At 53.0% G+C, this 25,257-nt stretch carries 24 protein-coding genes; 15 read left to right on the top strand and 9 right to left on the bottom strand.

Translation table 11 applies throughout. From position 1 onward, the window contains the following. Window positions 1-12: 12 nt before the first annotated feature. The gene (locus HCZ99_RS01025) at window positions 13-918 is read right to left on the bottom strand and encodes a LysR substrate-binding domain-containing protein (protein WP_167445053.1); all 906 of its coding nucleotides are present in this window, start codon (window positions 916-918) and stop codon (window positions 13-15) included. 201 nt (window positions 919-1,119) lie between these two features. Between HCZ99_RS01025 and HCZ99_RS01020 the strand changes: the two genes are divergently transcribed. The 7 genes from HCZ99_RS01020 (at window position 1,120) to HCZ99_RS00990 (ending at window position 8,775) form a co-directional block, all read left to right on the top strand. Continuing rightward, window positions 1,120-2,310, top strand: a complete 1,191-nt coding sequence (locus HCZ99_RS01020) for an acyl-CoA dehydrogenase (RefSeq protein ID WP_167445052.1) — start codon at window positions 1,120-1,122, stop codon at window positions 2,308-2,310. 89 nt (window positions 2,311-2,399) lie between these two features. Beyond that, complete coding sequence (locus tag HCZ99_RS01015) at window positions 2,400-3,623, top strand: CaiB/BaiF CoA transferase family protein (protein WP_167445051.1); 1,224 nt, start codon at window positions 2,400-2,402, stop codon at window positions 3,621-3,623. A 223-nt stretch (window positions 3,624-3,846) separates the two neighbouring features. Next, on the top strand, window positions 3,847-4,941 hold the full coding sequence (locus HCZ99_RS01010) for an ABC transporter ATP-binding protein (RefSeq protein WP_167445050.1): 1,095 nt from the start codon (window positions 3,847-3,849) through the stop codon (window positions 4,939-4,941). Window positions 4,942-4,943: 2 nt separating this feature from the next. Continuing rightward, window positions 4,944-5,834 (top strand): ABC transporter permease, encoded by an 891-nt coding sequence (locus tag HCZ99_RS01005; RefSeq protein WP_167445049.1) that lies wholly within the window; start codon window positions 4,944-4,946, stop codon window positions 5,832-5,834. Continuing rightward, the gene (locus HCZ99_RS01000; RefSeq protein WP_167445048.1) at window positions 5,831-6,625 is read left to right on the top strand and encodes an ABC transporter permease; all 795 of its coding nucleotides are present in this window, start codon (window positions 5,831-5,833) and stop codon (window positions 6,623-6,625) included. Before HCZ99_RS01005 ends, HCZ99_RS01000 begins: the two co-directional genes overlap by 4 nt. An 81-nt stretch (window positions 6,626-6,706) precedes the next feature. Further along, entirely contained in the window at window positions 6,707-7,747 is a 1,041-nt protein-coding gene (locus HCZ99_RS00995; protein WP_167445047.1) for an extracellular solute-binding protein, read from the top strand. A gap of 95 nt (window positions 7,748-7,842) precedes the next feature. Then, entirely contained in the window at window positions 7,843-8,775 is a 933-nt protein-coding gene (locus tag HCZ99_RS00990; RefSeq protein WP_167445046.1) for a nitrilase-related carbon-nitrogen hydrolase, read from the top strand. Between the two features lie 83 nt (window positions 8,776-8,858). Here HCZ99_RS00990 and HCZ99_RS00985 read toward each other — a convergent pair whose 3' ends face one another. Continuing rightward, a complete protein-coding gene (locus tag HCZ99_RS00985; RefSeq protein WP_254869379.1) occupies window positions 8,859-9,617 on the bottom strand; it encodes a nicotinamidase in 759 nt (252 codons plus the stop codon). 192 nt (window positions 9,618-9,809) lie between these two features. On the opposite strand from HCZ99_RS00985, the gene HCZ99_RS00980 reads away from it, so the two are divergent. Beyond that, window positions 9,810-10,703, top strand: a complete 894-nt coding sequence (locus tag HCZ99_RS00980; RefSeq protein ID WP_167445045.1) for a ketopantoate reductase family protein — start codon at window positions 9,810-9,812, stop codon at window positions 10,701-10,703. Between the two features lie 158 nt (window positions 10,704-10,861). Here the strand turns inward: HCZ99_RS00980 and HCZ99_RS00975 are convergent, their stop codons facing one another. Next, on the bottom strand, window positions 10,862-11,785 hold the full coding sequence (locus HCZ99_RS00975; protein ID WP_167445044.1) for a DMT family transporter: 924 nt from the start codon (window positions 11,783-11,785) through the stop codon (window positions 10,862-10,864). A 654-nt stretch (window positions 11,786-12,439) separates the two neighbouring features. Between HCZ99_RS00975 and HCZ99_RS00970 the strand changes: the two genes are divergently transcribed. After that, window positions 12,440-13,027, top strand: a complete 588-nt coding sequence (locus HCZ99_RS00970; RefSeq protein WP_167445043.1) for a hypothetical protein — start codon at window positions 12,440-12,442, stop codon at window positions 13,025-13,027. 151 nt (window positions 13,028-13,178) lie between these two features. Here the strand turns inward: HCZ99_RS00970 and HCZ99_RS00965 are convergent, their stop codons facing one another. Next, entirely contained in the window at window positions 13,179-13,979 is an 801-nt protein-coding gene (locus tag HCZ99_RS00965; RefSeq protein ID WP_167445042.1) for an AraC family transcriptional regulator, read from the bottom strand. A gap of 157 nt (window positions 13,980-14,136) precedes the next feature. Here HCZ99_RS00965 and HCZ99_RS00960 point away from each other — a divergent pair, with 157 nt between their 5' ends. Next, complete coding sequence (locus HCZ99_RS00960) at window positions 14,137-15,408, top strand: MFS transporter (RefSeq protein WP_167445041.1); 1,272 nt, start codon at window positions 14,137-14,139, stop codon at window positions 15,406-15,408. Window positions 15,409-15,588: 180 nt separating this feature from the next. Next, complete coding sequence (locus tag HCZ99_RS00955; protein ID WP_167445040.1) at window positions 15,589-17,544, top strand: bifunctional 2',3'-cyclic-nucleotide 2'-phosphodiesterase/3'-nucleotidase; 1,956 nt, start codon at window positions 15,589-15,591, stop codon at window positions 17,542-17,544. Between the two features lie 123 nt (window positions 17,545-17,667). Here the strand turns inward: HCZ99_RS00955 and HCZ99_RS00950 are convergent, their stop codons facing one another. After that, a complete protein-coding gene (locus HCZ99_RS00950) occupies window positions 17,668-18,126 on the bottom strand; it encodes a GcrA family cell cycle regulator (RefSeq protein ID WP_167445039.1) in 459 nt (152 codons plus the stop codon). 225 nt (window positions 18,127-18,351) lie between these two features. Here HCZ99_RS00950 and HCZ99_RS00945 point away from each other — a divergent pair, with 225 nt between their 5' ends. The 3 genes from HCZ99_RS00945 (at window position 18,352) to HCZ99_RS00935 (ending at window position 20,257) form a co-directional block, all read left to right on the top strand. Continuing rightward, window positions 18,352-19,017 (top strand): NnrU family protein, encoded by a 666-nt coding sequence (locus HCZ99_RS00945; protein ID WP_368484234.1) that lies wholly within the window; start codon window positions 18,352-18,354, stop codon window positions 19,015-19,017. Window positions 19,018-19,213: 196 nt separating this feature from the next. After that, window positions 19,214-19,675: a methylmalonyl-CoA mutase gene (locus HCZ99_RS00940; RefSeq protein WP_167445037.1), complete on the top strand. Its 462-nt coding sequence runs from the start codon at window positions 19,214-19,216 to the stop codon at window positions 19,673-19,675. Between the two features lie 102 nt (window positions 19,676-19,777). After that, window positions 19,778-20,257 (top strand): hypothetical protein, encoded by a 480-nt coding sequence (locus HCZ99_RS00935; protein WP_167445036.1) that lies wholly within the window; start codon window positions 19,778-19,780, stop codon window positions 20,255-20,257. 58 nt (window positions 20,258-20,315) lie between these two features. On the opposite strand, the gene HCZ99_RS00930 is transcribed toward HCZ99_RS00935, so the two are convergent. From HCZ99_RS00930 to HCZ99_RS00920, 3 genes are all read right to left on the bottom strand, one after another. Then, window positions 20,316-21,179, bottom strand: a complete 864-nt coding sequence (locus HCZ99_RS00930) for an NUDIX hydrolase (RefSeq protein WP_167445035.1) — start codon at window positions 21,177-21,179, stop codon at window positions 20,316-20,318. A gap of 137 nt (window positions 21,180-21,316) precedes the next feature. After that, entirely contained in the window at window positions 21,317-21,643 is a 327-nt protein-coding gene (locus HCZ99_RS00925) for a hypothetical protein (protein WP_167445034.1), read from the bottom strand. A gap of 599 nt (window positions 21,644-22,242) precedes the next feature. Continuing rightward, window positions 22,243-23,271, bottom strand: a complete 1,029-nt coding sequence (locus HCZ99_RS00920) for a M23 family metallopeptidase (RefSeq protein WP_167445033.1) — start codon at window positions 23,269-23,271, stop codon at window positions 22,243-22,245. A 201-nt stretch (window positions 23,272-23,472) separates the two neighbouring features. Between HCZ99_RS00920 and HCZ99_RS00915 the strand changes: the two genes are divergently transcribed. Next, entirely contained in the window at window positions 23,473-24,264 is a 792-nt protein-coding gene (locus tag HCZ99_RS00915; RefSeq protein ID WP_167445032.1) for a sterol desaturase family protein, read from the top strand. 25 nt (window positions 24,265-24,289) lie between these two features. Here the strand turns inward: HCZ99_RS00915 and HCZ99_RS00910 are convergent, their stop codons facing one another. After that, window positions 24,290-25,132: a class I SAM-dependent methyltransferase gene (locus tag HCZ99_RS00910; RefSeq protein ID WP_167445031.1), complete on the bottom strand. Its 843-nt coding sequence runs from the start codon at window positions 25,130-25,132 to the stop codon at window positions 24,290-24,292. Window positions 25,133-25,257 lie beyond the last annotated feature (125 nt).

Raw genomic sequence — 25,257 nt, 5'->3', positions numbered from 1 at the left:
CCGTTCTGCTTTTTACGTAATCAGTTGGCGAGCGACATCAAGTTGATCAAGCCACCCCAAAAACGCCCGGATTTTCGGAAGACGTGCCCGGCTGACCGGGCTCGTCGCGTAATAGTGAAACGGGCTTGCCTTTGGCGGACCGAACGGCGCGATGATCCGGCCGGTTTTTAATTCATCCTCGATGGCGAATGTCGGTAACAGGGCAACGCCCAATCCGGCGGCGGCGGCCTGAATGGCCATGGTGAAATGCTCGAATTTCGGGCCATTTTCGCCATCAATATCGGTAAACTCACTGGCCGCAAGCCAATCGGCCCAGCCCCGTGGGCGGGTGACGATATGAAGCAGCGGGAAATGGCGTAAATCGTCTGCTGTTGGGGTATGGTCGAGTTTGCTGATCAGTTGCGGGCTACAGATCGGCACCATTTCTTCGCCATGTAAAAGATGCGCATCCAATCCAGACCACTGACCATCGCCAAACAGAACCGCAATATCGATTTGCTCGCGATCAAAGTCCGGTGTGCCGATGCGCGAAATGAAATTGATCACGATGTCGGGGAACTCTGCGCGAAACGCCGGCAGTAACGGAATAAGACAGCGCGATCCAAATGTCGGCGGTGCGGCCACGGTCAAGACACCACTTTCAGATCCCCCCGAAAGTAACGTCAGTGTCGCACTTTCAAGATGATCAAGGGCAGGGCGGATCGATTGCAGGTAATTTTCCCCCTCAGGGGTAAGAACAAGTCGCTGCTTTTCGCGGGTAAACAATTTGCAGCCCAGCCAATCTTCAAGTCCCTGTATCTGGCGGCTGATGGCACTTTGCGTCAGGTACAGTTCCTCGGCGGCGCGCGATGCGCTGCCAAAACGGGCGGTTTGTTCAAAACAGCTAAGGGCTTTTAAGCTTGGAATGCGACGGCTCACACGGGGGTCCTAATTACAAACAAATGAATGCACATTATGAGTTTTATGCATAACCTAAATCACTTTTATCATTTGCAACTTCCGCTGCCAATTCCTAGCTTACCCTTATAAGCGATATAGCTTTCAGGGGTAACGTCGTCTCGCCCTTCTATGGCGTTGCCCCTGTTTTGTTTTCACAAATTTCATAAGAGGACCAGGCATATGGCCAGCCGCGCACCTTTTCACTGGGAAGACCCGCTCCTGATTGAAGATCAGTTGAGCGAAGAAGAGCGCATGATCCGCGATGCGGCGCGCGCATATTGCCAGGAAAACCTTCAGACCCGCGTTCTTGAAGCCAACCGGCACGAGATTTTCCACCGCGAAATCATGACCGAAATGGGCGAACTTGGCCTGCTTGGCCCGACCATCCCCGAAGAATACGGCGGGCCGGGGGTTAACCATGTTGCCTATGGTCTGGTCGCACGCGAAGTGGAACGTGTTGATTCCGGCTACCGCTCGGCAATGTCGGTTCAAAGCTCGCTCGTGATGCATCCCATTTTTGCATATGGCAGCGAAGACCAGCGTAAAAAGTACCTTCCGAAACTTGCAACCGGCGAATGGGTTGGCTGTTTTGGTCTGACCGAGCCTGATCACGGTTCCGATCCGGGCGGCATGAAGACCCGTGCGCGCAAGACGGATGGTGGTTTCACCCTTTCGGGTGCCAAAATGTGGATCACCAACAGCCCGATTGCCGATGTTTTCGTGGTGTGGGGCAAAGATGACGACGGTGTCATTCGCGGCTTCATCCTTGAAAAAGGCATGAAAGGTCTGTCCGCACCGAAAATCGAAGGCAAGTTTTCCCTGCGTGCGTCGATCACCGGCGAGATCGTCATGGACAACGTTTTCGTCCCCGAAGAAAACATGCTGCCCAATGTTAAGGGCCTTGGCGGACCGTTCGGTTGCCTGAACAAAGCACGTTACGGCATTGCTTGGGGTGCGATGGGTGCTGCTGAATTCTGCTGGCATGCGGCACGTCAATATACCCTTGATCGCAAACAGTTCGGTCGTCCGTTGGCCGCAAATCAGCTGGTTCAGCTGAAACTGGCAAACATGCAGACCGAAATCACGCTGGGCCTTCAAGGTGCCTTGCAGCTTGGTCGTATGCTTGATGCCGGCACCGGCGCACCGGAATCCATTTCGCTGATGAAGCGTAACAACTGCGGCAAGGCGCTTGATATTGCCCGCGTTGCACGTGACATGCACGGCGGTAACGGGATTGCCGATGAATTCCACGTCATTCGCCATGCGATGAATCTGGAAGCGGTCAATACCTACGAAGGAACGCATGACATTCACGCGCTGATTCTTGGTCGGGCTCAGACCGGCATTCAGGCCTTCTCGTCTGAGGGCTAAGTAAAATCAAAACGGGCGGCGGCACAAAGCTTCCGCCCGTTTTGAGTCCTGATCGCATTTTCTGTTTTCGCTATTTCCGGGATACGTAGATGACTGGCGCGCTTTCTGGCCTTCGGGTTCTTGACCTTTCGCGTGTGTTGGCCGGGCCATGGGCCAGCCAAACCCTTGCTGATATGGGTGCTGAGGTCATCAAAATCGAACGTCCCGGTGCGGGCGATGATACGCGCGGCTGGGGCCCGCCCTTTGCCAAGGACGAAGCCGGAAATGACACCACCGAAGCTGCCTATTACCTGACGGCAAACCGTGGCAAGAAATCCCTGACGGTCGATATTACCAAGCCCGAAGGACAAGAAATCGTTCGCAATCTGGCGGCCGAAAGTGATGTGGTTCTGGAAAACTTCAAGGTCGGCGGTCTTGCCAAATATGGCCTTGATTATGCGTCGCTGTGCAAAATCAATCCCAAGCTTGTTTATTGCTCCATCACCGGGTTTGGGCAGGACGGCCCATACAAAGACCGGCCGGGCTATGATTTCATGATTCAGGGCATGGGTGGGCTCATGAGCATCACCGGCGCACCTGATAGCGTTACCGGCGGGCAGCCGATGAAGGTCGGTGTGGCTGTGGCTGATATCTTTACCGGGCTTTATGCCACCATCGGTATTCTTGCCGCCCTACGTCACCGTGATGCCACGGGCGAGGGGCAATATATCGACCTTGCGTTGCTCGATGTGCAAACCGCCGTTCTTGCCAATCAGGCAATGAACTATTTAACCACCGGGAACGCCCCCGGTCGTTTGGGCAATGCGCACCCCAATATCGTGCCTTACGAAGCATTCCCGTCGGCAGACGGTTATCTGATCTTGGCTGTTGGCAATGACAGCCAGTTCAAAAGTTTCTGCGCAGTTGCTGGTCTGGATGAATTGCCATTGGATGAGCGATACGCAACCAACCGGTCGCGGGTGGCGCATCGTGAAACACTCGTGCCCCTGATCCGGCGTGCGATGGTGGCGAAAACCACCGATGAATGGATTGATGCCCTTGAAAAGGCCAACGTGCCCTGTGGTCCGATCAACACCCTTGATCGGGTGTTTGATAATCCGCAGGTTCAGCACCGGGATATGGTTCGTTATCTTGATCATCCAACAGCGGGTAAAGTCCCGACAGTTGCCAACCCGATCAAGTTCTCCAAAACCCCGATTTCGGGCGAAGCCGCCGCCCCAATGTTGGGCCAGCACAGTGATGAAATTCTGCGCAAGGTCGCGGATCTCAGCGATGAGCAGATCGCAAAACTGCGCAGTGCCGGAATCATCTGATCATCCGTTCGTATCAGTTTGCACCCTGCAAAAGAGGGATGCTTCATTTGTGCGCTGCGGAAAATTTTAAAAAGTGGTAGCCTGACGCAACTTAAATACATCAGGTGTATGATCGTGAGTGGATGTTGCGGAATTTATGAAAATCCGCACATTTTCACGCGTCGCGAATTGCAACTATCTGAATATTTTATATCCTTTTAAAAAATACAAACAGGGGATGTGCATGTCGGAAGTCGTAATTTCTGCTCAGTCTGTTGGCAAAACCTTTGGGTCCGGGGCTGGCAAAGTCACCGCCCTCAAAGACGTATCTGTCGACATCTTTCAGAATGAATTCTTCACAATGTTGGGCCCGTCCGGGTGCGGCAAAACCACTTTGCTGCGTTTGATTGGCGGGTTCGAACAGGCGACGTCTGGAAAAATTTTGCTCGAAGGGCAGGAACTTAATGACCTGCCGCCGTTCAAACGGCCGATTAATACGGTGTTCCAGTCCTATGCGCTTTTCCCGCATTTGACGGTGCGTCAAAACATCACCTTTGGCCTGGAAATGAAATCCATCTCGCGCGATGCGGCCAATGCACGCGCGGATGAAATGCTTGAACTTGTGCAGCTTGCCGACTATGGCGACCGCGTTCCAAATCAGCTTTCCGGTGGCCAGCAACAACGTATCGCCTTGGCCCGTGCCCTTGCACCTGCGCCTAAGGTGTTGCTGCTTGATGAACCGCTTTCGGCCCTTGATTTGAAATTGCGCAAGGAAATGCAGATCGAACTTAAACGTCTGCAAACCGAAACCGGCATTACCTTTGTTTTCGTGACCCACGATCAGGAAGAAGCCCTTGCGATGTCAGACCGGATTGCCGTGATGCAATCGGGCGAAATCCTGCAAGTTGGCGCACCGCGTGACATATACGAACAACCCACCCATCGCTTTGTTGCCGACTTCATTGGCGACAGTAACTTCTTGCGCGGGGATCTTGTCGATGCCGCCAATGGCGGGCGCGCAATCAGCTTTGGCGAAGGGCGCGTTGTGAACCTTGCTGCCGATATCACTCCGGCTAAGACCAAGGATGTCAGTGTTTCGATCCGTCCTGAACGTCTGACCATCACCGATGCAAATGCACCGCTTGATAACAAACTGGGCGGCACGATTTCGTCGATCACTTATTTTGGCACAGACACGACCTACCGCGTGGATCTTGATGGTGGCGCACCCGTCACGGTGCGGATGCAAAACGGTGATGGCGCGACCGCACCGTTTGGCAAAGGCGACCGTGTTGGTGTTGTCGTCCCGGCCGAAGCAATTCGTGTATTGGTGGACTGATCATGGGAAAGTTGTTTCGTAGTAAACGATTTTGGCTGATCGCACCGGCTGTCGTTTATATCGCATTCTTTATGGCCGTCCCGCTGATGCAGATGGCCTATGTTTCGGTTTTGGAACGCGGTGATTACGGCGGGGGGAATTTGGGGGCATTCTCGTTTGATGCCTACGTCAATTTCCTGTTTGAACGCGATCTGATGGATAATCTGGTGCTCAACACCGATTACATCCAAATCTTTGTCCGTTCCTTTGGCTTGTCGGCCATGACCATGGTCTTTGCGCTGTTGCTTGGATTTCCGACCGCGTTTTACATTTCCATGCAGTCGCAAGGCCGACGCAATTTCCTGATCTTCTTGGTCACAATCCCGTTTTGGACCAACATTTTGGTGCGCAACTACGCTTGGATGCTGTTGCTGCGCAATGGTGGTTTGATCGACGGGGTACTGAACTGGGCCGGGATTGAAACCGGTGGGCTGGATATCCTTTATACGCCCTATGCCGTGTCGATTGGCCTGACTTATACCTATTTGCCGTTCATGGTGCTGCCGATTTACGCCAGCCTTGAAAAGCTTGATCATCGCTTGGTCGAAGCGGCCTTTGACCTTGGCGCGGATAAACGCCGTGCCATGAAACGTGTCATTTTGCCACTTGCGGCACCGGGCATTGCGGCGGGCTGTATTCTTGTGTTCATTCCGTGCCTTGGCGCCTATGTCACGCCAGAACTGTTGGGCGGTGGCAAGTTTATGATGATTGCCAACCTGATCGGCAGCCAGTTTGGCGCTGCACGTAACTGGCCGTTTGGGGCCGGGCTTGGCTTTGTATTGTTGGCGCTTGTGCTAATTGCCATGCTGGCCTATTCGCTCAAATTCAAATCATTGCCGGAGGAAAAGATATGAAGGTCGATGCCTCCAACCCGTTATGGCGTTTTCGCGGGATTACTTCGACGGCAATGTTGTTCTTTGCCTATTTGTATCTGCCGATTGTGATTCTGATCGCGCTTTCGTTTAACGAAAACCGATTGGCCACCATCTGGACCGGCTTTACCACCGATTGGTATGTCGCGGCATTGTCCAACGATGACATGCTGAGGGCTGCCAAAAATTCGCTGGTGATCGCAATTTCGGCAACGGTAATTGCCACCATTGCCGCGACCCTTGCAGCGATGGGCATGTCACGTGGGCGTTTTCGCGGTGAAACCGGTGTGTCGGCGATCTTGGCATTGCCGTTGTTGGTCCCCGAAGTCGTCACCGCGATTGCAACCTTGCTGTTCTTTGTTGCCATTGGCATCAAGCTTGGTCTGGTGACGATCATTATCGCGCATACGGTCTTTTGCATTCCGTTTGCCTATCTACCGATCCGTGCCCGGATCGAAGGGATGGACCCGTCGCTTCGCGAGGCGGCAAACGATCTTTATGCCAATGAATGGCAGGCGTTTCGTCGTGTCACCTTACCTTTGCTGTGGCCCGGTATTTTGTCGGGTGCAATGTTGTCCTTTATCATCTCGCTGGATGATTTTGTGATTTCATACTTCGTCGGTGGGGCCGGGGCGACGACGCTTCCGATTTATATCTTTGGCATGATCCGCATTGGTATCACCCCGGAAGTCAACGCCATATCGGCGATGATGCTGTTGGTATCGATTGTCTTTGTCAGCATCTCATTCATCATTGATCGCATTCGTTACTAACGTGTCCGTTTTGGGTGTCCGGTTTCTGGGCGGGCTGGGCGCATAGAAAAATAAAGTACCGTCCATAACAGGGAGACTACGATGAAATTTCGGTCTGTAATCCTAGGCGCATCTGCTCTTGCCGTGTTGTCCGTGGGATCGGCAAAAGCAGATGGTGAGCTGTTTTTCTATAACTGGTCGAACTACTTTCCGCCGGAACTGATGGAAAAGTTCGAAAAGGAAACGGGCATTAAGGTCACGCTTGATGTCTATGATTCCAACGAAACCTTGCTGGCAAAACTTCAGGCCGGTGCATCTGGCTATGACGTAGCGGTTGCGTCTGACTATATGGTCGATGTGATGATCAAAGAAGGCCTGGCAACCGAGATCGATGCCAAGGACTTTGCCAATTTCAAAAATGTCGCCAAGCCACACGACACGATGAAATACGATCCGGATCGTAAATACTCCGTCACCTATCTTTGGGGCACGACTGGCTTTACCTATGACGCATCGGCAACCGATGCCAAAATGGAACGCAGCTGGAAAGAATTCTTTGAACCGCGTGAAGAATTCCGTGGCAAAATCGGCGCGCTGAACGACGAAGTCGAAATGTTCAATGCGGCGTCTTACTATGCAGGTGTTGAGAAATGCACCGAAGACCCGGCCGAGGCGCAAAAGGTCCTCGACGTTCTTCTTAAGCAGAAACCTTACATCGCGGTGTATAGCTCTGAGGGTACGATCGACCGTATGTCTGCGCGCGAGGTCACCATGCACATGCAGTGGAACGGTGCCGCACACCGCACCAAGGAAAGCATTCCAGACGCTGTGTTTGTCTATCCAAAAGAAGGCCTGACCTATTGGGCGGATCACTTTGTTGTTCCGACCGGTGCGCCGAACATGGAAAACGCCAAAATCTTCCTCAATTGGATGATGGAACCGGAAAATGCAGCCGAAGCATCAAACTATGCGGGCTACATGAATTCGATCAAAGGAAGTGGCGAGTTTATGGACCCATCCATGAACAGCGATCCTGCGGTGAACATGCCCGAAGAATATGCTGATCTTTTGATCCCGGGGCAGAATTGCTCGGTCAAGGCGCGTGATCTGCGTAACCGCGTTTGGACCAAGCTTAAAAGCTAAGTTGGTCTGAAGAATATGACCTGTTCCGGCGCTGCCGTCTTTGCGGTTGCCGGAACAGGTCGCATCCATGCCCCCATCGACAGAAAGAAAATATCATGACGTCGCCCGCCTCGTTCCCTGATCACGTTACCATTGCCCTTTGGTCGACCAACCTTGGCAAACCCATCAGCGACATGGCCGATTGGGCCAGCCACGTCGATGGCAAAATGGCTGAGGCCGCCCAGCAGGGCGCGAAGGTTTTCGTCATGCCCGAATATGCCAGCGAACACTGGATGGCGTTTAAGCCAGATGGCCTTAAACCCAATCAGGAAATGGCATGGATGGCGGATCAGGCACCCGTGGCCCGTGACCATGCGGCCAAGCTAGCCAAGAAACACGATATGTTCCTGGTGGCGGGCAGCACGCCGTGGCACATCGATGCCAGCAACCCGGAAAAGGGTCAGACAAATAGTGCCTTGATCTTCACGCCCGAGGGTGACGCGATCAATCAGGATAAACTGTCGCTGACACCGGGCGAACAGGAACCTGATGATTGGTTTCTGACGCCGGGTAAGCACTTTAACGTCATTGAATGGCGTGGACTGAAAATTGCGGTTTTGATCTGCCTTGATATCGAAATGCCGGCACTGTCATGTTTGATCGCGCCGCTTGATATTGATTTGCTGTTGGTGCCATCAATGACCGCGACCCCATCGGGCTACCATCGTGTATTTAGCTGTGCCAAGGCGCGCGCTGTTGAGCTGATGACCATTGTTGCGGCCTGCGGCACGACAGGAACGGCGATCAATACGACCCAGAACCCGACAAACTATTCCGGCTGTTCTGTCTTTACCCCGTGCGAGCCAGCATTGGGCCATACCGGCATCTTTGCACAAACCGAACCGGCCTTTGATGATGGCGGCGATGGCGAAATGCTGATCGCCAAAGACGTGCCGGTGGGCATTGTCCGCAATTTGCGCGGTGGTGATGCCGAAGTTTGGCCGGGCGGCTGGACGGCGAACCATGTGACCGTGCGCAAACCGGACTAAGGTCCCGCTACGCCGCGTCCCTTAATAAATCCGTGCGCAGGTGCTTTGCATCGATACCCCCAAAGCACCTGCGCACGTGATCTTTACGATGTCAGGATTTCGGACGATTGCATGCGCTTGACACCAGATGCCTTCATCGCGTCCCAAGCTGCCTGAAGCGAGCCATTTAAATCAATCGCACGGCAAGCATCCTCAATCACCGCAACATTCAAACCTGCTTTGCGGCCATCCTGTGCAGACCAATTGACGCAGAAATCTGTCGCAAGGCCACACATATAAACGTTCTGAAGGCCGCGCTCTTTCATATAGCCGGTCAGGCCGGTTTTGGTTTTCCCGTCCGCGGCGACAAAGGCTGAATAGCTATCAACGGCGCTGTTATAGCCCTTGCGAACGATCAGCTGCGCGTGCGGGATATCAAGGCCCGCCGCAAGTTTGGCATCCTCTGTTCCCTGCACACAGTGATCTGGCCACAAAACTTGCGTTCCGTAATCCATCTCAACCGTGTCAAACGGTGCTTTGCCCGCGTGGCTTGAGGCAAAAGATTCATGACCCGGCGTGTGCCAGTCTTGGGTAAAAACGACGTTTTTAAATTTCTGACCAAGTTTGTTGATGATCGGAATGATCTGATCACCATCGCTTACCGGCAATGTCCCGCCCGGCAAAAAGCAATTCTGGACGTCAATGACCAAAAGGACATCGTCCTTTCCGGCCCCAATCATGTTGGATGCCAGCGCCGATTTCAGGGTGGCCAACATGCTGCCAGACGCAATTGCGCCCGCACCAATGGCGCCCATCCCGGCCAGAAAACGGCGACGATTTATTGGATATGAGGAATTGTTCAAGATAGCCTTCCTGATGTTTTGAACCTGCGCGCTTGGCACGATTTTTTGCAGGTAGAGGTTATAAGTACTTGAACGTTCCTCTAATTTAACGAGAATTGAGCAGCCAAGTCGGAAAGTCAAGCCGCGCGAAATGGCGGTCTTTGTCTGATGGAAAGTTCGTGACAACCCACAGCGTCGTAAGGATTAAAGAAAATGAAGATCGCAGTAATGGGGGCTGGTGCCGTTGGTTGTTATTATGGCGCGATGCTGGCCCGTGCCGGGCATGACGTGACACTGATTGGCCGCGCGGCACATGTTGATGCGATGAACCGGGATGGTTTGCTGCTTGATCTTGGAACGTCACAGGAATATGTCGCGGTGACTGGCAACACGGACGCGGCATCTGTATCGGGTTCCGAGATGATTTTGTTCTGCGTAAAATCCACCGACACCGCCGATGCCGGGCTGCAGATCAAACCGTTCCTTGGCAACGATACCATTATCCTAAGCATGCAAAACGGCGTTGATAATGCCGAACGCCTGCAGGACGTGATCGGGCAGCCGGTCATTCCGGTGGTGGTTTATGTCGCCACCAGCATGGGCGGGCCCGGGCATGTGAAACATCATGGGCGCGGCGAACTTGTTATGGGGCCGTCCCCGCAAAGCAACATGGCGGCGGATACCTTGCGCCCGGCAAAAATCCCGGTTGAGATTTCCGACAATGCCGATGGCGCGCTTTGGGCCAAGATGATCCTGAACTGCGCCTATAATGCGATTTCTGCGATTACGCAGACCTCGTATGGCGATCTGGTCAAGCAGGATGGTATTTGGGATGTGATGCGCAATGCAGTTGATGAATGCGTTGCAGTGGCCTCGGCATGTGGCGTGACGGTTTCTGGTGACGTGTGGGGGGCGATTGAAAAGATTGTCGAAACCATGCCCGCACAGTTTTCCTCAACCGCGCAGGATTTGGCACGCGGCAAACCAAGCGAGATCGACTATCTCAACGGCTATATCGTGCGCAAGGGTCGGGAATTTGGCATTCCAACCCCAACCAACCTGACTTTGCATGCACTGACCAAGCTGTGTGAAAACAAGGCACGGTAGTCGCGGTCAGAAAGCCTGTTTTATGGGGTGGGTGGCTTCCCTGCGTTTTTGCTGCGCCGGGAATGCTCGAAGCAACATAATGGCGTCGTGATGCTCGCTCTGACGCTCATGGCCGGGCCGGTCGCCACCATTGCCCCACCGGGTGCCGGTTGAGGGCCTTAATCTTCGCTGGCTGTGGCGGCCTGTTTATTGGCCCGGGTTGGCAGCATGGCGATGATCTTATCGCCAAACATCACAATGGCCGCTGCAAGCACAATCAGGAAGGCCCCGAATAGGCTGACCGGTTGGGGCAACACCCCAAATATCGTCACATCCAAAAGCAATGCCCAGATCATGGCGGTATATTCGAATGCCGCCAATGTCGATGCCGGGGCGCGGGCCAAGGCTTCGGTCATGAAAATATGCGCAAGTCCACCGGTCAGACCCGCACCAATCAAATAGGTCAAGGCTTCCAACGATGGGTTCACCCACCCAAACGGCAGGGTCAGCAAGCCCCCCAACGCACAAATCACGGCAAAATAAAACGCAATGGTGCCCGATGATTCCGTACTGGTCAGGGCTTTGATCTGCGCCTTGGCAAAGGCTGTCGTGACGGCCATGGCAAGACCGGCGGCAATGCCTATCACAACCCCGGTATCAAGACCCGGTGTTGATAAGGTCGGCCACAGCATCAAAAACACGCCGCCAAAACCGGCAAACGTTGCGACAAAGACCGCAATGCCGGGTTTTTCACGCAGCATCACCATAGCAATCGGCAGCACCAAAAGCGGGGCCAAAAAGCCAAGGGCAGTGGCAAGCGCAAGCGGAAGATAGGACAACGACAAAAACGAAAAGAACATCGCCACCAGGCCAAATGTGCTGCGTTTAATGTGGCCAAAGGGGCGTGCAGTGCGCAGTGCGCGGGGGAACTGGTTGCACCATATCAGGTAAAGCACGATGGGAATGAGCGCGATTGAGCTGCGCCAAAACATGATCTGACCAACCGGTGCTTCAAATGATGCCAGGCGGACAAACAGGCTCATGACGGCAAAAAGGCCGGTCGCGCCAAGACGCAACCCAATACCAGCCCAAAACGTGTTCATTCTTTCTGCCCTCCGATACTGCAAGCGCATATCAATATCGGAAACAGTCTCGTTTGCATGAATGACAAATTCTCATATCTGGGCTGAGGAAAATTTGCGATTGCTCTTAAACGTCGAAGTTTTCGGTGTCCACAGTCAATAAATGGACATTTTGTTTATAAATTTGGACTGACCGCATAGTTGCGTGCGGGCTTTTCGTGCGCCAAAGGCCGGCTGTTATTATCGAGCGAGAAAAAGGTGCTGGAACAACCTGACAAATCCTGTTCCGACTGCATTTGTATGTTCCTGATATGGCCTACATGGCACGCATCAAAGGATGCATTTCAACAATAGAATTGGGATGAAATTACGTCATATAGTCGTTTCTTGAGTTATCATAAATCAACCTATGGTTTAAAATTGCAAGTGCAAAATTGGAATATACTTTAGGGCTAGCACCCGTAATCCTTAGTTGATGTAGCGCTGAGTGGCCTTTAATCGCTATAGTGTAATGACCAAGTCTAGGGATGTGGGCATTGTGCAAAATCTTTTAGACGTTCTGCGCATTGGCTTCACGCGATACGTGCTAAAGATATTTGAATAAAAATAGAATCTTGAATGCAGAAAATGCATCGAGTGATCAGGTAGAGTCGTCATATTTCTCCGGGGGAGAAGATGAATTCAGTTCAACAGCAGCACCCTGCGCGCCGCAAAGGAGAGGTCAATTGCAAAGACCCCGGGCGGTATTTGGGTGACAACTGCCATCTTAATCCAGGCCGCAGGCGTGGTGAACCAAACCACGAGGTTTGGAATGATCTGGTATCCATGCGTTTGACGTCCGAGGCCAAACGCAAATTGGCGGATACCGCTGAAACGCTCAGTTCTGCGAATTTTGACGCGGCCAATATTGAAAACGCCACCGCGATGATCCGCGCGATTGGCGACAGCGTTGCCGTCTTAAAATCCATTGTCGAGATCATGCCCGCCCTTGAACGACTGATTTCGGTTAATTCCGGCGGGGACGCCGCACGCGGCACAACAGATACAACCGACCATCCCGGTCTGGGAAAACTGCCGCCAAAGAAATCTTTGACCAACACAAGTGGTTGGTCATCGGATGCACTGGTCGAAATACATAACCTATGCGTCGAAAGCCGCCGGACATCTTTGGCGAGTTTGGCATCGGGCACGGTGTATGACAGTACGGATGATGTGTTTGAAAACGTCATCCCACCGCGCGTGCGCTATTACAATCCGAACTAACACGACAGGCCGCGCAATATATGTGCGATGGTTTTATCTGCTGATTGAAATGCCGCCGAACAGATGAAGGTAACTTTGTCTTTCGGCGGTTGTTTTGTATGGGTGTATCGGCTTGGACAAAATGGCGTTTAACGGCGCAGCCATTGAGGGACTAGCGGAAATAGCTTCCCGGTGTCTTGCCCGTGGTTTTGCGGAACATGGCAATGAAGGCCGATGTGTTTTCATAACCCAAATCAAACGCGACTTCGGTGACCGGGCGATCATTGGCAAGCCGTTCGAGCGCATAAAGCAGACGTAGCTTTTGCCGCCATTCACGAAACGGCATGCCGGTTTCACGTTGAAACAGCCGGGCGAGTGTGCGGCTTGATGCGCCACAAAACTGTGCCCAGTCTTCAAGCGCGCGGTTGTCTGCCGGGTCTTGCTGAAGATGTTCGCAGATTTTTGAAATTCTCGGATCTTTGGGGGCGGGTAAGTGCAGGTTGTCGTGCGCTGGCGCCTTTAATTGATCAAGCAACACACGGATCAGTCGCCCGTCCTCGCCGTCTTCGTCATATTCAATTGGTATTTCGGTGGCCGCCCGGATCAATTCGCGCAGCAACGGGGTGACGTCAATTACCATACATCTGTCGGGCAGGTTCACGGTAACCTCGCGCCCGATATAGATATGCCGCGCCCGGGTAAGCCCCTTACAGGTGACCGCATGCTCGGTATGGGGCGGGACCCACACGGCACGTTGCGGGGGCACGATCCACATGCCGGCCTTTGTGATGACCGTCATTGTGCCTTCCACCGCATATAAAAGCTGGTTCCAGTCATGGCTGTGTGCTGCCACCCGGTAGCCCGCGGGCATGTCACTTACCCGAACATAGACCGCACGCGGCAGTTCTTTGGGCCGGGGGCGTGGGTTGTGATGAACCGGGCGTTCATCAAACGTGTTCATGATGTTTGGCATGGCTGGGTGCCTAATGAAATCTGTCCGGTTTGACGTATATATTGGCAGATTATCGTAAGACAGACGTCCTCGGAAGGTTTAATTTGGTCTCATTCCAAATCAACCATCGTTGTGACAAAGGGCCCGCCACCAACGCGCCCCTGTCTGGGGAGACACAATGTCCAAGGAAATCATACCAGAAGCCAGCAACCACGCGGCCCCAATCGGTGACGTGCCTGCTGGCGATATTAAGCAGCCCGTCCCAAAAGGCTGGCGCAATCCAGAAGTCCTTTTGATTTTAATGGCGGCGGCCATGCCGCTTTCATTTTCGACGTGGATGGCGCTTTTAAATAACTTCTCGGTCGAAATGGCTGATTTTACCGGGCGTGAAATCGGAATTTTGCAGTCGCTTCGTGAAATTCCGGGCTTCCTCGCCTTTAGCGCCATTTTCGTGTTGTTGATCCTGCGGGAACAGACATTTGCCCTGATCTCGCTTTTAGTGTTGGGGGTTGGTGTTGCGATTTCGGGTTATTTCCCGACCGTGATCGGGCTTTATTGCACCACGGTTTTGATGTCGATCGGCTTCCATTACTTTGAAACCATGCAGCAGGCCCTGTCGCTGCAATGGGTCAAAAAGGAACGCACCGCGATGGTCATGGGCCGGCAACTTTCGGCCAAGTCCCTTTCGTCTTTGGTGATGTTTGGCATCGTTTGGGTGATGCTTGAAATCTTTAATGTCGAGTATCGCTATGTCTATCTGTTCGGCGGTGCGCTGACCATTATTGCCGCTTTGGCCTTCTGGGGGGCTTTCCCGAAATTTGCCGATGCGCATCCCCAAACCAAAAAGCTTGTTCTTCGCAAACGCTATTGGCTGTATTACGCGCTAACCTTTATGAGCGGTGCGCGCCGTCAGATTTTCACCGTCTTTGCAGGCTTCCTGATGGTTGAAAAGTTTGGCTATGACGCCGGGACGATCACGCTACTGTTTCTTTTGAACCATGCGATCAACATGGTTTTGGCACCCAAAATTGGCAAACTGATTGCCAAATGGGGCGAACGCCGCGCATTGACGTTTGAATATATCGGGCTGTTTATCGTCTTTCTGTCTTATGCGTTTGTTGAAAACGATAAGGTCGCCGGCGGGCTTTACGTCGTGGATCATCTGTTCTTTGCTATGGCGATTGCGATCAAAACCTATTTCCAAAAGATCGCCGATCCGGGGGATATTTCATCAACCGCCGGGGTCAGTTTTACCATCAACCATATTGCCGCGGTGTTTATCCCGGCGGCCTTTGGCTTGCTTTGGTTGCTGTCGCCCAGTGCGGTGTTCCTTGCCGGGGCCGCGATGGCGGTCGTTTCATTGATCTTGGCTCTGAACGTGCCCCATGACCCGGAACCGGGCAACGAAGTGGTGCGCGGCTATAAGTCAGAAGTCCTGAAACCCGCCTGAAAAAGGCGGCTTTAATCGCCGCTCGAAGGGCCAGAGTGATCTTAGTTTGGAAACGTCCGCGCCAATGTGCGGGCGTTTCTGTTTGTATTTGCCTTTTCTTTTTCGCAAAATCTTCAAAACTTGACCACTTCAACAAGAATAAAGTCGTACGACAAAACACGCGAGCAGGGAAAAACACATATGGCGCACTTTGGTAAAACGGGCGCAGCCTTCGTCGGGCTGTCGCTGGTATTGGTCAGTGGGACCGCACTTGCAGACAGCAACGTATCGCTGCGCATTCTCGAAACCACCGATATTCACACCCATCTGGTCAATTACGATTATTACCGCGATGGCACCACCGATACGGTTGGTCTGGCAAAAGTTGCGACATTGCTGAAAACCGCCCGCGGCGAAGCAGAAAACGTCGTTCTTGTCGATAACGGCGACCTTATTCAGGGCAACCCACTTGGCGATTACATGGCCAAGGAACGCGGCCTAAAAGATGGTGATGTTCACCCGGTCTATAAGGCGATGAACCTTCTTGGCTATGACGCGGCCAATATCGGAAACCATGAATTTAACTATGGTTTGGATTTCCTTGCCAAATCCCTGTCTGGGGCCGAATTCCCCTATGTCAGTGCCAATATCTTTGTCGATGATGGTGATGATAATGCCCAAAACGACAAGCCGTATTTTGATCCCTATGTGCTGCTCGACCGCGAATTTGTCGATGACGAAGGCAAAATACATAAGGCCAAAGTCGGCGTGATTGGGTTCGTGCCGCCGCAAATTACGCAGTGGGATAAGGCCAACCTTGAAGGCAAGGTGATTGCCAAGGACATCGTCGACATGGCCAAAAAATACGTGCCAGAAATGCGCGCCAAAGGGGCTGATATCGTGATTGCCGTCCCCCATTCTGGCCTGTCGACCATGGAACGCCATGGCATGGAAGAAAACGCCACCTACTACCTGTCAGAAGTCGAGGGCATTGACGCCATCCTGTTTGGCCATGCCCACACGGTTTTCCCATCTGATGCCTTTTCTGACATCGATGGTGTCGACCTTGCCAAGGGCACGATTAACGGCGTTGCAGCCGTCATGCCGGGCTTCTGGGGTAGCCATCTTGGCGTGATTGACCTGAAACTAAACGTCACGGACGATGGCATCTGGAGCGTGGTTGACAGCCTGTCCGAAGCCCGCCCGATTTATCAGCGTGAAGGCCGCGACATCACCCCATTGGTTGAGGCCGATCCGGATGTTGTCGCCGCCGTCAAAGAAGAACACGACGCCACCATTGCCTATATGCGCAAAGGGGTGGGCACCACATCAACCCCGATCAACAGTTTCTTTGCTTTGGTCGCCGATGATCCGTCGATCCAGATCGTGACCAACGCGCAAAAATGGTATCTGGAAAAGATGCTAAACGGTTCGGAATATGACGGCATTCCAATCCTGTCTGCGGGGGCACCGTTTAAGGCCGGTGGGCGCGGTGGACCAGATTACTTTACCGATATCCCCAAAGGCGAAATTGCCCTTAAAAACGTTGCTGATCTGTACATCTATCCCAATACCGTCCGCGCCGTATTGCTTGATGGTGATCAGGTCCGTGAATGGCTGGAAATGTCAGCCGGGCAGTTTAATCAGATTGATCCAAACAGCCGCGATGAGCAGCCCTTGGTCAATCCTGATTTCCCTACCTATAACTTTGACGTGATTGATGGTGTTAACTATCAGATCGATGTCACCAAACCTGCACGCTACAACAAGGCGGGCGAGGTGGTTAATCCTGACAGTCACCGGATTGTTAATCTTGAATTTGATGGCAAGCCGGTGACGGCGGATCAGAAATTCGTGGTTGCAACCAACAACTATCGCGCGGGCGGTGGCGGCAATTTCCCGGGCTTGGATGGATCAACCATCATCGTCGAAGCCCCGGATGAAAACCGCACGGTGCTTGGTAACTATATCCTGTCGGAAAAGGAAATTGATCCAAAGGCCGATGGAAACTGGTCGTTTGCGCCGCTGGGTGATGCGTCCAAAGTTACCTTTACCACCAGCCCCAAGGCATCATCGGCACTTAATGCACCGGGCAATATCAGCTTTATCGGCGAAGACAAGGACGGCTTTGCCAAATACGTCCTGCAAACCCAATAAACACCGATAAGGTGTCGGGGCCGGTTATGCTGTATGCGGATCGGTCCCGACCAAAATAAAAAAAGCCGCTCGGAAATTCCGGGCGGCTTTTTAAATGTCATGCGACCAATGAAATCGGTCAGCTTATTTCTTTGCGCCAAACGACCCGCGGTTCGGACCATTATGTTGGCCTTTGTTCGGGCCACCCTGCTGATGCGGGGGATTGTCTTCGCGTGGGTTTTTACCGTTCAGGTAAGCCTGAGCGCAATGTTCGTCGCAATAAGGTTTGGTCGGCACGGTTTTCTTGCCGCAGAAATAAAAGTCATCCCCATCCGGATCACCAAATGGCCAACGGCACATGCCCGGACCAAGATCATAGATGCTGATGCCTTTGCTCTGCTGCTTGGGCGCAGGCGCCTTTTTCTGTTCGGCTTCTTCCGCACGTCGCTGGATCGGGGAGGGACGCTTGGGCAATCCCAGGCGGTGTGCCTTGCCAACCACAGCATTCTTACCAACGCCCAGTTCTTCACCGATGCGTGCCGTGGTCCAGCCCTGATTCCAGAGCGAAGTCAGCAATTCAATCTTTTCCGGCGTCCAGCTCATTTCGAGTATATTCCGTGTTCCTTTGTCTGCCGGGCGGCGGGATGCCACTGACAGAAGCGTATTGTCTGATGTCAATTTAGGATACAGAGGTATCCGCTAATATCCCATAGCGCAAGGGGCTAGGAGATTCGCACCGAGACCGAGATGGGCGAACAGGGCAATTTGCATGTTGGCGACGTATTGTAAAGAGGGGATCGCAATTTGATCTGGTTTTTCATATCGGTTGTGGCATTCATGGCAGGTCACATTGTCCCCGGTTTGATGCGTAAACAAATCATCGGATGGATTGGGCATCTTGCCTATGTCGTGTGCTTCTCGATTTTATCGATCGTGCTTCTGGCGTGGGTCATTCACGAAGTCCTGGTTGCCGATTTTATCATGCTTTGGCCCTTTGCCGTTTGGCAGGTCTATTGCACGCTAGGCCTTATGTTGCCTGCTTGTATTTTGTGGGCCTCGGCCATTCTTCAACCCTGTCCTCTGTCAATCGGACGAAAAAACGGCTTTGACCCAGACCGGCCCGGTATCAATGCATTTTGTCGCCATCCTTTGTTGCTTGGCGTGTTCTTGTGGGGGCTTGGACATGTGCTTTCAAATGGTGATCTGGTTGCGGTAATTTTCTTTTGCGGCAGTGCTGTTTTTGCCCTTGTTGGTTTCGTCAGAATGGAAAAAATCCGCATGCGCGACATGTCCCAAACCGAAATCAGCCAAGTTCTGGCCGGGACTCGACGGTTTTCGCCCGCTGCATTGCTTCACGGTGCCATTGGTCCCGCCGATATCGGGTTGGGCGTTCTGATATATGCCGGGCTGATCACCGCGCATGAATACGTGATTGGCATAAGCCCACTTGGCGCTCTTGGGGTCCCCAGTATCCTTGGGCTGCTCGGCGGATAAGGATTGGGCATTTGCAATGCGTCTTTCTCGCATTGCTATTTCATGGTGCTTGCCAGTCCGTGTTTTGACTGGAATACTAAGCTTTTCCAATGATTGGCAAAGGAAGGTCTGACGAAGGTTTGCCTCCGATCTGGCAAAGCGCTTGCCGAGATTGCTTTAAATGCCAACCGCTTCTGATACCGAAAAGCGAGGGACAATGACGTCTTCCCAACTTGCGACGAGCCTTGCGAAATTTGCAGAAATCGAAGGTCGTCATCCCCGGATTTTATTGGCAACGGCCTCTTCGCATGAAGAACGCTATCATAAAAAGGTCGCGACCCTGTTTGCCGATGGGGGCTTTGATGTCGATGTCGCCCCGGCACATTCCGATGCGCAATCCATCGCCCGTCAGGTTATTGATTGTGATGCGGACATGCTGGTGTTGATCCGAACATCACTGACCGCCGATGACCGTGTCGGTGTTGCGGATATCATTTCCTCGCTTGATGCGCTGCATGGGGAATATGTCAAATTTGGCATTGTCGGCAACCCGGATGACCCGGCCAAAGGCACGGTCGATTTTGTCTGTGATCTTGACCATCTTAAAACCACCGACTGCGAAGCATTGATCGATTACATTTTGGCCGTTGAAGAAGAGCGCGTCACACAACATATTTAAATCATTGCTGAATTTTCTAATATGAAACAGGCAATGATTTCGCAACGCTTTTGGGTGCATAATAGATGTCCCAAGGCGGGATCTTAAATCAAAGGACGTATGATGGGATTGCTCAAAGAAACGCTGATGCGCGTCTTTGTTGGCAAAAGTGGCCGAGATGCCATTCGCGCCTACAACAAAGCGCAGTCCCTGGACGTCCGTGATGCGGCGACGGATGAGCAGGTCGCGGCCAACGCCCGGCAGGCCCGTCGTATCGAAGACCGCGCCATGGCCCATCAAGAAGACGGCATGTCGCTTGAAGAAGCCCGTGCGCTGGCACTGGCCGAAACCCTGACCGAACAGGCCGAAGCCCCCCATGCTGCCATCCTAAAGGCCCTGCAAGAGGCTGATGTTAAGCTTGGTAAGCAGAAAAGCAAAATGCCAACCAAGGTCGATGCAAAGCGCGAAGAACTGATCGCAGAAGCCGTCACAGCCCTTCGTAAAAAGCAGGTTGATCTGGATAAGCTTGATCCTGATTTGCGCGCCAAACTGACCGTCATGGCGGTGGGCGCGTTGCTCGGCGGTCCCAATACCCGTCAGTAATCTGCGGCACCCGATGCCGCCACGTCGCGGCAATTGGGTTTAACGCGCGATCACATCCCTAGTGATGGATACCGCGATGCAGCCCGGTAACCAGATCATCGTAGTCGGGTTCATTATCGGCGGTCAGATATCCTTGCCGGATCAGAAAATCGATGACCACCAGCGCGCTGTTAAATTTGAACTCAAATCCGTTGCGCACTATTTCTGCGACCTCGCCCAGCGGTAAAAGGTCAAATCGTTCAACCTCGCCATCGGCACATCGCGGTTCGAAATCCGCGGGCAGTTCAAGGTCATAATTCAGCATCACGTCGGGCTTTAGGCCCTCTTGGGTCTCATACAGGTATGAAACCGTTCCAACCGCCTGAAGGTCGCGTGCAACCGACGGCGGAATGTCGGCTTCTTCGCCGCATTCCTTGATCATGTTTTCCAAAAATCCAAGGCCGGCGGGCTGTCCACCGGCAACCATATTATCAAGCATCCCCGGATAGGTCGGCTTGTTTGGGGATCGTTTGGCGATCCACATGTAAATGCCGTCGGCTTTGCGCACATATCCATTCATATGCACGCCCCAGGACCGACACCCGAAATAGGGCATGGCAAACCGATCCAACTGACAAAGCGGTTCGTGCGACAGGGATGCGCGAATATCGAACTTTTCACCGTGCAGATGCTTGATCACACCCTGTTCGCACAGCGTTGTGGTTGCGCGATGCAGGACGTCGTTACGCTGCGCCAGCGTCTTTACATCGGGGGCAAAGCCGTATTCGCCGTTTTCGTCACGGATGAAATCCGGACCAAGCCCAATCAGTGCGGCGGCAAAGTCCGATCGGACGGCGCCAAGCGGCGCATCGCCGATGCGAAAACGGGCATAGCGTGAAAAGTTGGCGTTGTTACAGGCTTTGATATGATCAAGGTAGGACAAAAGGCACTCCGTCAGTTGGGATGCACTGTCTTATCATCAACACAGTGCATTCACCCAAACAGACTAGTATATTCTGCTTGTCTTATGCATCATTAATTTGAGGCATAAGCCTATTAATGCGCTGTAATTGCAACCGGTTAGGCGCTTAGGGCCGAATTGGAGTATCCCTTTTCCGACGTCAGAACCGTATTCACATGAACGATCTGACGCAGACAGCGCGCGATGTGTTCTGCAACGTGGGCGTCAAGCTGCCGGACCTGAATATCGATCTGTAACTCGTCAAAACCATGGTTGGTTTGGGCAACAGATGAATGCCAACTGGTCGGGGTCAGGTTGCGCTTGGCAAACAGTTCAAGAACGCGCGGCATAACATCGGGTTCAGCCGCCGCGTGAACAGAATAGCAATAAACGGATTTGGATGGCTGCGCGCTTGCATCAAGCGCAGCATAAGCATGATTGGTCATGGCGATGCACACATATTTTCATTGTATCACATAGGCGAATAGGCACGTCCCGGCGTCCTCAGACTGCCGGGTTGATAATTCGCGTAATGATGGCAACGAAAATACGGTGATCGGTCATGAAGCTAATATGCAGACATTGTTTTTCAGGACCGCGTGGTCCGAAATGGATAGCCGGGAAAAGATGAACGCTAGATTACGATCAAATGATCAGTAGCGATGCGATAATTGCCACAATGGTTCCTGCAAACAGGATTTCCATCGAACGGGCAATCTGCTGTTCGCGGGCAATGGCAATAGCAACGGCTTTACGCTTGTTCATCATAGTCACTCCGTCTTCTGACAGGTAGCTTCGGGGTGCCACAGGGCACTCACGAATATAGGCAGGCAAAAGGGCACGATACAAGGGCTGTTACCTAAAAAACGTCAAAAAACTTTCAACCTCATGGAAAAGGTGGCGTTTTTCCTGCCGTTTTTGTCACAAATGGCGGTCCCGTTTCGACCCGATGGCACAAGAAGCCAGAACTTTCGTCAGTTGTTTCTCATCTGGCGAAGCCCGGCGACCCGATTCGCGCGTGCTTTGATTGGTCTTTAGAACGCGCTTAGCGGATCGTTACGGTGTCTTCGCCGATCATTTTTGGAACGGCACCCGTACGGGTAAAGGTTACTTCCCCTCGATAAGTTCCCGCCGGCCACAAGTCACCCGGACGGTCCATATTAATAAAGAACCACTTGGCGCGCGGGCCCTGATCATTGGGCAAATCAATCTTAAAATCGCGATGCCCGCCTTTGCCATTCGGGCTTTGCAGGCTCAGCCGGATGACATCGCCGTCATTCGCACCGATCAGATAAGCCCAGAAATACAAACCGGGTGCTGATCGCGGCAATTCGCGTTCCTTGCCATAGCCGCGTTTGATATCCGATGCATTCGGGCGCGACATGGCAAAGCCACTGCCATACAGGGTGACTTGTTTATAAACCAATTGCTGTCGCGCCGCCGGGGTCCAAAGAACGGCATTGTCCGCCGCACAGTCACGGGCCGAACTTGCCCCCATCTGGGTGCCGCTAAACGGATCGACAAGTTGTTTGTCTTTACGCAGGTTGAAATGCAAATGCGGGAAGGTCGCCTGACCCGACATGCCAATTTCCGCAATTTGCTGACCACGCCCAACGCGATCGCCTTGTTTAACCGCCAATGACCCACGCCGCAGATGGCAATACTGGCTTTGCCAGCCATCGGCATGATTGATCAAGATTCCATTGCCACACTCAATGCCCGCCAAATCCTTTGCGTCAACGCGACCAGAATCAATATCCTCGACCCCTTCGCGCAGGGCCGCGACCGTGCCATCGGCAACCGAACGCACTGCGACACCTGATAACATGGTGGCTTCGTCGGGAACGGCGAAGTCCGTACCACGGTGGCCGTTATAGGTTGTCGTGCCACAGGCGTAATCACGGATTTCAGGCCCTGCATCATGATCAACATAATGCACGATCTGGCATTCCCCATTTAGGCAATCGACGGGTAAATCAAACGGTGGGCCATCTGCGTGCGCAACGTTGCTTGCCGACAGGATCACGAACATGCCAAGGCATACTGTTCGTAAAAGTCCTGTTGCGTTTGGCATTGTGGTGCTCCCGTGGATTGATCGCTTGATTGCTTTGGCGAATTTCTGTGGCTTATCACGAAAATCTTATTATCTAACATAATGGTGATCGCATCGCGACGCGCAAGGTGTTGTTTGTCCGTGTGCTTATCCGCTATCACTTCACGACGGCGTTGCTGCCAACGAATGGCGCCGCTGCCAAAGAATAAGGTCGCAAACTGCATGGATCAGACCGGGTTTCTTAGATTGGGTATCTTTGCCGCCATTTTGGTGGTCATGGCTCTATGGGAAGCCATCGCACCCTATCGCCCGCGTGAAGCCGTGCGGCGTCCCGTGCGCTGGCTGACCAATTTTGGCCTGCTGGTCATCAGTGCCGCCCTTAGTCGTTTTACCGTTGGGGCGGCGATGATTGCCGCGGCCATTTGGGCCAAGGGGGCTGGTTTCGGCGTTCTTAACCTTGTTGGTCTGCCGCCGGTCATTGCCGGGTTGATTGCCATTGTTGTTCTTGATTGTGCAATCTACTGGCAGCACCGGTTTACCCATATCGTGCCGCTGTTTTGGCGGTTTCACCGGGTGCATCACTGCGATGTTGAATTTGATGTCTCGACCGCTGTTCGGTTCCATCCCATCGAAATTTTGGCATCGGCGATTTATAAATCATGCTTTGTCGTGCTGATTGGTGCTGATCCATGGGCAGTGGTGATTTACGAAAGCATGCTCAGCGGATTTGCCCTGTTTAATCATGGCAATGTGCATTTCCCCAAATCGATTGATCGGGTGTTGCGGGCGGTGATTGTCACACCCGACATGCACCGGGTGCATCATTCCAGTGTGGAAATCGAAACCAACAGCAATTATGGAAACATCCTGTCGATTTGGGATCGGCTGTTTGTCAGCTATATCGATCACACCAAAACCAACGATCACGATATGCAGATCGGTCTGGCGGAATTTCGCGATAAAAACAGTCAAAGCCTGTGGGGCGTTCTGTTTTTGCCGTTTCGCGGACGCTAATTGCTCATTGTCATCTCCGCGATGATTATGCGGTGCCTGGCACAACCCCGCGCACGGCCAGGGCGGACGCCACCAGTGATCGCCGTCCATCGTTCTGACCGGCAAGGAAGGCCCGCATGGTTGCTTGTTGCACTTCATGGGCAAGTTCTGGCGACAGGTTGCCGAAAAACTCCCGGATCAGGCTATGCGCCCCCATCAGCGACTGCCAGTAATCTTCAAAATCAAGGAAGTCCATACGCACCGCGATGGTCGTGGTGTCGACCTCATGCAGTCCGGCATCTGACCACAGATCAAACAACGCATCTTCGTTTTGATAGGGCACATCAAAGACCTTCTTGCGCAATTCTTCACCCGCGCCATGCACCAAAATGGCCGCCACATCCAAAAACAACCGGATAAAGGTCAATCCACCCGCGCGGTCCCAGACCGTTGCGGCAATGCGACCATTGGGGCGCGTAACCCGAACCATTTCGCTGACGGCACGGGCGGGCCCATCCAGATCGTTCAACAGCAATTGGGAAAATGCGGTGTCGAAACTGTCATCACCAAACGGCAATGCCGCCGCGTCGCCGGTTTCAAACTCCGCATTGGGGGCGGTATTGCGCAGGGCCTCGGTCAGGTAATCGGGCATCAAATCAATGCCGACGATTTTCGCATCCGGATAACGGGTGGCGGCGGCCAGCGTCAAACTGCCCGTGCCACAGCCAACATCAATCAGCGAACTGCAGGCCAGCGATCCAGATGAAAAGGATCCGGCGGAAACTGAGTCAGAAGCCGGCACGGCAACAAAATCAAGGAAGCTGCGCGATAAACGGCGGCTCCAGCGGCCCATGGCAATCTCGTAGATATCAGCGCTGGTCGAATTCATCTGCGTGCGTTTCCTTAAACTGTGGCCGCTGGGCGGTCTGATTTTTGGGCGACCGCACTTTTGCGTGCGCCGCCAAATCCTTGATGTGTCAGTTGTTTGGTCGATTGCAAGTTATAATCGATACC

Source organism: Thalassospira lucentensis (assembly GCF_011806425.1).
Taxonomy (GTDB): Bacteria; Pseudomonadota; Alphaproteobacteria; order Rhodospirillales; family Thalassospiraceae; genus Thalassospira; species Thalassospira lucentensis_B.
The sequence above is the reverse complement of the archived record's forward strand: the minus strand, read 5'-3'. Positions and strand labels throughout refer to the sequence as shown.

Excerpts from the sequence above, each read along its gene's own strand:
- HCZ99_RS00970 (WP_167445043.1), top strand. The coding sequence starts at position 12,440 with ATGAATTCAGTTCAACAGCAGCACCCTGCGCGCCGCAAAGGAGAGGTC.
- HCZ99_RS01010 (WP_167445050.1), top strand. The coding sequence starts at position 3,847 with ATGTCGGAAGTCGTAATTTCTGCTCAGTCTGTTGGCAAAACCTTTGGG.
- HCZ99_RS00960 (WP_167445041.1), top strand. The coding sequence starts at position 14,137 with ATGTCCAAGGAAATCATACCAGAAGCCAGCAACCACGCGGCCCCAATC.
- HCZ99_RS00935 (WP_167445036.1), top strand. The coding sequence starts at position 19,778 with ATGGGATTGCTCAAAGAAACGCTGATGCGCGTCTTTGTTGGCAAAAGT.
- HCZ99_RS00955 (WP_167445040.1), top strand. The coding sequence starts at position 15,589 with ATGGCGCACTTTGGTAAAACGGGCGCAGCCTTCGTCGGGCTGTCGCTG.
- HCZ99_RS00915 (WP_167445032.1), top strand. The coding sequence starts at position 23,473 with ATGGATCAGACCGGGTTTCTTAGATTGGGTATCTTTGCCGCCATTTTG.
- HCZ99_RS00950 (WP_167445039.1), bottom strand. The coding sequence starts at position 18,126 with ATGAGCTGGACGCCGGAAAAGATTGAATTGCTGACTTCGCTCTGGAAT.
- HCZ99_RS00980 (WP_167445045.1), top strand. The coding sequence starts at position 9,810 with ATGAAGATCGCAGTAATGGGGGCTGGTGCCGTTGGTTGTTATTATGGC.
- HCZ99_RS01000 (WP_167445048.1), top strand. The coding sequence starts at position 5,831 with ATGAAGGTCGATGCCTCCAACCCGTTATGGCGTTTTCGCGGGATTACT.
- HCZ99_RS00925 (WP_167445034.1), bottom strand. The coding sequence starts at position 21,643 with ATGACCAATCATGCTTATGCTGCGCTTGATGCAAGCGCGCAGCCATCC.
- HCZ99_RS00920 (WP_167445033.1), bottom strand. The coding sequence starts at position 23,271 with ATGCCAAACGCAACAGGACTTTTACGAACAGTATGCCTTGGCATGTTC.
- HCZ99_RS01020 (WP_167445052.1), top strand. The coding sequence starts at position 1,120 with ATGGCCAGCCGCGCACCTTTTCACTGGGAAGACCCGCTCCTGATTGAA.
- HCZ99_RS00975 (WP_167445044.1), bottom strand. The coding sequence starts at position 11,785 with ATGAACACGTTTTGGGCTGGTATTGGGTTGCGTCTTGGCGCGACCGGC.
- HCZ99_RS00995 (WP_167445047.1), top strand. The coding sequence starts at position 6,707 with ATGAAATTTCGGTCTGTAATCCTAGGCGCATCTGCTCTTGCCGTGTTG.
- HCZ99_RS00910 (WP_167445031.1), bottom strand. The coding sequence starts at position 25,132 with ATGAATTCGACCAGCGCTGATATCTACGAGATTGCCATGGGCCGCTGG.
- HCZ99_RS00940 (WP_167445037.1), top strand. The coding sequence starts at position 19,214 with ATGACGTCTTCCCAACTTGCGACGAGCCTTGCGAAATTTGCAGAAATC.
- HCZ99_RS01015 (WP_167445051.1), top strand. The coding sequence starts at position 2,400 with ATGACTGGCGCGCTTTCTGGCCTTCGGGTTCTTGACCTTTCGCGTGTG.
- HCZ99_RS00990 (WP_167445046.1), top strand. The coding sequence starts at position 7,843 with ATGACGTCGCCCGCCTCGTTCCCTGATCACGTTACCATTGCCCTTTGG.
- HCZ99_RS00965 (WP_167445042.1), bottom strand. The coding sequence starts at position 13,979 with ATGCCAAACATCATGAACACGTTTGATGAACGCCCGGTTCATCACAAC.
- HCZ99_RS01005 (WP_167445049.1), top strand. The coding sequence starts at position 4,944 with ATGGGAAAGTTGTTTCGTAGTAAACGATTTTGGCTGATCGCACCGGCT.